This window comes from Salinicola sp. CPA57, assembly GCF_003206035.1.
Lineage (GTDB): Bacteria > Pseudomonadota > Gammaproteobacteria > Pseudomonadales > Halomonadaceae > Salinicola > Salinicola socius.
Genome location: NZ_PZJR01000007.1, coordinates 1 through 5765, shown reverse-complemented (window position 1 = coordinate 5765; position 5765 = coordinate 1). Strand labels below are relative to the sequence as shown.

4 protein-coding genes and 1 pseudogene are annotated in these 5765 nt (G+C 62.8%); 4 read left to right on the top strand and 1 reads right to left on the bottom strand.

The features are described 5' to 3' along the window. The 3 genes from DOM36_RS08240 to DOM36_RS20290 form a co-directional block, all read left to right on the top strand. Positions 1-534: phage tail tube protein (locus DOM36_RS08240; RefSeq protein ID WP_348626390.1), on the top strand; the 534-nt coding region annotated here is incomplete at its 5' end. A gap of 96 nt (positions 535-630) precedes the next feature. Further along, positions 631-972 carry a hypothetical protein gene (locus tag DOM36_RS20050; RefSeq protein WP_157958601.1) on the top strand — a complete coding sequence of 114 codons (342 nt, stop codon included), beginning with the start codon at positions 631-633 and terminating at the stop codon, positions 970-972. Further along, positions 924-1307: a DUF1799 domain-containing protein gene (locus DOM36_RS20290; RefSeq protein ID WP_198651242.1), complete on the top strand. Its 384-nt coding sequence runs from the start codon at positions 924-926 to the stop codon at positions 1305-1307. The genes DOM36_RS20050 and DOM36_RS20290 overlap by 49 nt, the downstream gene beginning before the upstream one ends. 18 nt (positions 1308-1325) lie before the next feature. Here the strand turns inward: DOM36_RS20290 and DOM36_RS08230 are convergent, their stop codons facing one another. Next, positions 1326-1679, bottom strand: a complete 354-nt coding sequence (locus tag DOM36_RS08230; protein ID WP_110642561.1) for a hypothetical protein — start codon at positions 1677-1679, stop codon at positions 1326-1328. A 74-nt stretch (positions 1680-1753) separates the two neighbouring features. On the opposite strand from DOM36_RS08230, the pseudogene DOM36_RS20040 reads away from it, so the two are divergent. Next, positions 1754-5765 (top strand): annotated as a pseudogene (locus tag DOM36_RS20040) (hypothetical protein); the annotation flags it as partial.

Sequence of the window (5765 nt, the reverse complement as noted above, 5' to 3'; positions counted from 1 at the left end):
GGCACGGTCACCTGGACCACCACCGCCGAAGGTCTGCCGGCGCTGCAGTTCACCTTCACCGGTCTGTATCAGCGCCCGACCGCGATCGCGCCGGTGACGCTGACGCCCGAGAACCAGGCTGACGAAATCCCGGTGAACTATCAGAACACTACCAAGCTGACGTTCCACGGCTACGAGGCGCGGGGCGAGTCGTTCTCGTTCGATATCGGCAACACGGTGACCTATCGCAACCTCATCAACTATGAGGGCGTGCATATCACCGATCGGGCGGCGACGGGGCAGATCAACTTCGAGGCGCCGCGTGTCGACACCTTCGATGTGTTCGCGCTGACCGAGTCCCACCAGGAGGTAGCCACCGGCCCGGTGGAAATGGAACACGGCACCGTGCCGGGTAACATCGTCGGATTCCGTTCGCCCAAATCCCAATTGACCGGGATCAGCGAGCAGGACAACGACGGCTTCGTGCATTACCAGACGGATGCCCGGCATCTGCCGGTGGATGGCGACGACGAGTTCGCGATCTACTTCAAGTAAGCCAAAACGTGACATAGTCACGAAATAACGACGACACGCCCGCGACCTGCGGGCGTCGTCGTTTCTGAACCCCAATTTCAGGAAGGATAGAGCCCCATGGCTAACTACGTCGTCGGCATCGCCAGCGTTACCAAGACCATCAAAATCCATCGCCCAGGGCGCGAGGAAGAACAGTTCACCGCCGAGATCCGCATCCGCGACACCGATGACCAGGACAAGCTGCTCGCCAAGCAGAAAGCCAACAGGCTCAAGGGCAACGACCACTTGCGTGAGGACGTGCTTTCGGTAGGCGGCCTCGACGATAAAGAAGGCAAACCACTGGAATCCAGCAAAGCGCTGATCGATGCGCTGTTCAAAGACCCGTATGCCCGTGGTCCGTTGACGCTGGCTTGGAACGAAGTCCAACGCGGCGTGCCCGAGGAAGCGGCAAAAAACTAAACGCCCTGGGGCGGGCATGGGCAGGCCAGTCCGGCGGCAAGAACGAACTGCGATCGGATCTGGACGCCTGGGGCGTCAAAGTGCCGGCGCGTTATCTTGAGCCAGACCGCATCGTGATCTGGCCGAAGCACGTCACAGCGTGGTCCGTGTTCAGCCAGTGCAGTGGCCAGTGGCGCTATATCACGGGCCTGAGCGCCAAACCCGTCGCCCAGGGTATCGATCGCGCCGCCGTGGCCAGCGTCATGCAGATGATGGGGGTCGAAGACACCCGCGAAACGTTGCAGCGCCTGCAGCACATCGAGGCCGGGGCGTTGGAAGTGATGCGACAGCGTTAGAGCGTTATGGCGTTACAGCTAGCCGCCGATTCTGTCGGTGGCTTCGACTTGCGCCCGGATCGCGGCTTCTTTCCGTGATTCTTTCTCGACTGCAGCCTGTTGTTTTCGCTGCTCGAGATCGATGCGTTCTTGAGCGTCGGCGGCGGCCTGCTGCCGGCGTTTGATGCGCTCCATCGGCTTGATGACTTTGATTGCCAGAATGATGGCTGCGATGGGCAGCACTGGCGCCCAGAATTGCCAGCCTTGAATCGCGGTCACACCGACCAGAAGAACTGCGCCGAACATAAAGCCAGCAATGGCCAGGGCTATCGGCCATAAACCCGTCGCGATCAGCAGGATCACCAGAATCGCGATTAACAGAAATACCACCATTATCTAATCCCCTTGCGTACAGACAACCGCCTTCATGGCGGTTTTTTTGTGCCCGGTTTTCAGGAGTCTCCCTCATGGCGGGCAAGCGTTATCAGACGACATTCGTCATTGACGGCGATAGCCGTGGCGCCGTCAAGGCCAACGACGCCGCGCGGGAATCGACCGAGAGCCTGACGCGGGAAATGGCGCAGGCCGAACGTCAATCCGAGGCGACCAGCCAGGGTCTGATGGCGATCGGAAGCCGCGCTGCTGGTATGGCGGCAGCGGTGGGCCTGAGCGTGACCGGTATCGCGGCCATGACCGCGCAGACGGCGTCAGCCGTGCGTGAACAAACCAACCTCGCCAACGCTGTCGGCGTCAACGTTCAGGCGCTGCAGAGCTGGGGCTATGCCGGCCGTCAGGTGGGCGTCGATACCGAGAAGATGGGCGACATCTTCAAGGATACCGCCGACAAGATCGGTGACGCATTCGCCAACGGTGGCGGCGAAGCGATGGATGCGCTCAATGCGTTGAATCTTTCCGCTGCCGATCTCGTCAGGCTCTCGCCGGATCAGCAGATTCTGGCGATTGGTGAGAGCCTGAAAGGGCTGCCGAAAGCGCAGCAGGTCAACATCATGGAGTCGCTGGCCGATGATGCCAGCCGCCTGATTCCGCTGTTCGAAAACAATAGCCGCCTGCTGAAAGAGTATGCCGAGCAGGCGCGTGATCTTCGCATCGTGTTGCCGCAGGAAGACATCGACCGCCTCGACGATGCCGGTCAGTCTTTGCAGTACCTGCAGGAAGCCGGTCGCGGCCTGGCGCAAACCGTCGCTGCCGATCTGGCACCGACGATCGACGACATGGCCGATGGCGTCGAATGGTTGACCGATAGCCTCGGGGGCATGGAAGGCATCGTCGACAAGGGAACCGTTGGGCTGGAGCTGATGGCCTCGGTTGCGGCCGGCAAGGCGCTGGTGGGGATCGGCAATCTTCGCGACCGCGTCGGTGACTACATCGTCACGCAACAGAACCAGACCAAAGCGCAGAACACGGCCATCGAGACAGAACGTCGCGCCTCTGTCGAGGCGCTGCGTCTGGCTCAGTCGCGCCAGGCTTCGGCCAAGCAGATGCTGGCTAATTCCCAAGCGACCGCGGCGGCGACGGGTATCACGACCAATCGCACCAAGGCGATCACCCTGCTGGCGGCCGCGAACGTCGAGCTGACATCCGCAGAGCGTCGCCATACGGCGGCCATGGCAGCGTCCACGACGACGGCAACCGGTTATGCGGTGGCGATGCGCGGCGTGGGTACCGCTGCGCGCTGGACGCTAGGCGCGTTGGGCGGCTGGCCAGGGCTGTTGATCGCTGGGGCGTCGGCGCTTGTCATGTTCTCAGATAGCGCCGATGACACGGCCGGCTCTATCGATGTGCTGACTCAGAGCACCGATGACTTTACCGACTCGCTCAAGTCGATGACGGCGGTCACGGCCAACGCCGCGCTGGTTCGACTCGGCGAGCAGATCGACGACGCGCGCGACCAGATGCGTGACGCCGCGCAGGACGTTAGCTATCTCGATGGCATGCTGGCGGGCAAGGGCCCGGTTCCGGTCCGTGGCCGCGAACGCGTTCGCATGGAGAACGACCTGGCGTTGGCGCGTGAGCGTCTGCAGGACGTGACCGAGAGCTACAACGAGCAGCTCGAGCGTCAGGACCAACTACAGCAGGTGGCGAACGGCACCTGGAAGGACGCGGCCGTCGCCGCCGATGACGCCGCTGGCGGTATCAACCGCGTTGGCGATGCCCTCGGCACCAGCGCCGATAAGTGGGATGACTACCTCGGCAAGCTGGAATCGGCACGCGACACGCTGGGTATGACGGCCGCCGAAGCGGCCGAATATGCGGCCAGTCAGGCGGGTTACACCGGTCTCTATGCTGAGCAGTCCGGCGCGATCGCGGGGCAGACCGATGCGCTCAAGGGCTACCAGACGGCCATCGAGCAGGGCGACCAGGCTGCTGCCGATGTTCACCTGGCCACCGCGCAGCGTTTCGCCGAGCAGGAGGCGATGGTTCAGGCGCAGCTGGCGAACCTTGGCACGCTGACCGGACTACTCCAGGGGGTCCAAACCGAGCTTTCCGCGACTGCGCTTTCCGCTGCCATGGTGGTCGGCGATGGCGCCGACAGCTCCGTGGATCTCGTCGAACAGGCGCTGGCCACAATCGAAGCCCGTGCGGCAGCGATTCGCGGAACGACGGAGTTCGGCAGCAAGGCGACGGACGAAGCCAAGGCGCTGAAAAAGGAGATCGGCGAGGCCGAAAAGACTTACGACAGCCTGCGCGAGTCGTTCGACCCGCTGGGCACGGCGGCGGATGAGTATGCCGAGAAACAGGCGGCGCTCAACCTGCTGCAGCAGCAGGGCAAGATCACGGCGGAGCAAGCGGCCCAGGCTCAGTTCGAGCTGACCCAGCAGTATCGCGACAGCATCGACCCGTTGCAGGGCATCATCGACCGGATGGACCCTGCGGCGGCTCGCTTGCGTGCTTTCCAGGAAGACGTCGAGAACCTGCGGGAAGCCGGCGAAGCTGCGGGTCGTAGCCAGCTGGAGATTACCGCCGGCGTTGCACAGCTGGCAGCGGAATACGCCAAGGCTGACAAGGAAGCCGACCCGTACTATCAGCGCACCGTCGAGCTGCGTAAGGAATACGACGCTAGTTCTCTGAAGGCGCGCCAGCTGCAGAAGGATCTCGCTGATCTGGCCCAGCGCTACCGCGATGGCAAGATCGGCCCGGAAGAGTACCAGCGCTCTGTTGCCGGTGTGCGCGACGAGATGCGCGACCTCGCCCTGGAATCCGATCCTGCCGCACAGGAAATGGCGCGTGCGTGGGAAGAAGCCTCTGACCGTATCGACGAGACCTTCGCCGATGCGTTCACCGGCGCGTTTGATTCGTTCGACGATTTCAGCGACCAGCTGATGGACGGCTTCAAGCGATTGCTGGCGGAATTGGCCTATCAGGCGACGTTGAAACCGATCGTCGTCGAATTCACCGGGCAGGCACAGAGCGCGCTGGGACTGCCTGGCGGCACCACCGGGGCTGGGTCTGGCGGCGGTGGGCTGGGCAACCTGTCTAGCATGGGAAGCAAGCTCTACGATTCGTTTACTGGCGGCGCGGGTGGCATCCAATGGGCGGGTGCGCCGACGTCCTACAGCGGCGGTTTCGCGGGTAGCGCCACGTCGGGCATGAACCTTGCGAGCAACGGCACGAGCTATCTCGGTGGCTCGACGTCGAACTTCACGGGCATGAATGGGCTGGCGTCGGCGGGTACGGCGTATGTCGGCAGCCAGGTCGGCACGAAGGTCGGCTCCAGCCTGTTCGGCAAGGACGCCAATTCCAACATCGGCGCCACGGCTGGCGGTGCGATCGGCACCTATTTCGGCGGGCCGATCGGTGCCTTCGCGGGATCGGCTATCGGGGGCGCTCTCGATGCGGCGTTCGGCTCTCATCGCGACTACAAGGCGGGCTTCACTCAGACGGCCGAAACGCCGGATGGCCCGGCTAATGATCGTTACTACGATTCGGGCGATACCGATGGCCTGCTGGGTGGACGCCAGACCGCGTTCGGTTCCTATGGCTTCACCTTCAAGGAGAAGGTAGAGCCGAAAGATATGGTCGCGCTGCTCGATTCCATGGAGCAGATCGATAACACCATGGCGTCGATCATGGACGCGGACGAGATCGATCAGGTCAAGACCGCGCTGGATGGGTTCAAGAGCAAGATCAAGAACGACCCGCTGTCGGACATTCTGAACGACCGTCTCGACGTCATTATGGGTGCGATCGATACGTCGTTCGATGACCTGCTCCAGGGCGTCTCGCCGGACGAGAAGGTCAAGCGGCTGGTGGCCAGCCTGCAGGTCGACAAGATCACTGACGATCTTGCCGGCGCTGTCGTCGATGACGTCAACGAGGCCTTCCGTGGCGCGGTCGAAAGCGGTGCGGATCTCGACGAGACGGTGGCGTCCATTCAAGCGGCAGTGGCATCGCTGCAGCAGCTCGGTGAGCTGACCAAGTCGGCGGGTATCGCGTTCGATACGACTGCCGCCGGCGCGC

Coding starts and splice junctions, on each gene's coding strand:
- DOM36_RS20050 (WP_157958601.1), top strand. CDS start 631: ATGGCTAACTACGTCGTCGGCATCGCCAGCGTTACCAAGACCATCAAA.
- DOM36_RS08230 (WP_110642561.1), bottom strand. CDS start 1,679: ATGGTGGTATTTCTGTTAATCGCGATTCTGGTGATCCTGCTGATCGCG.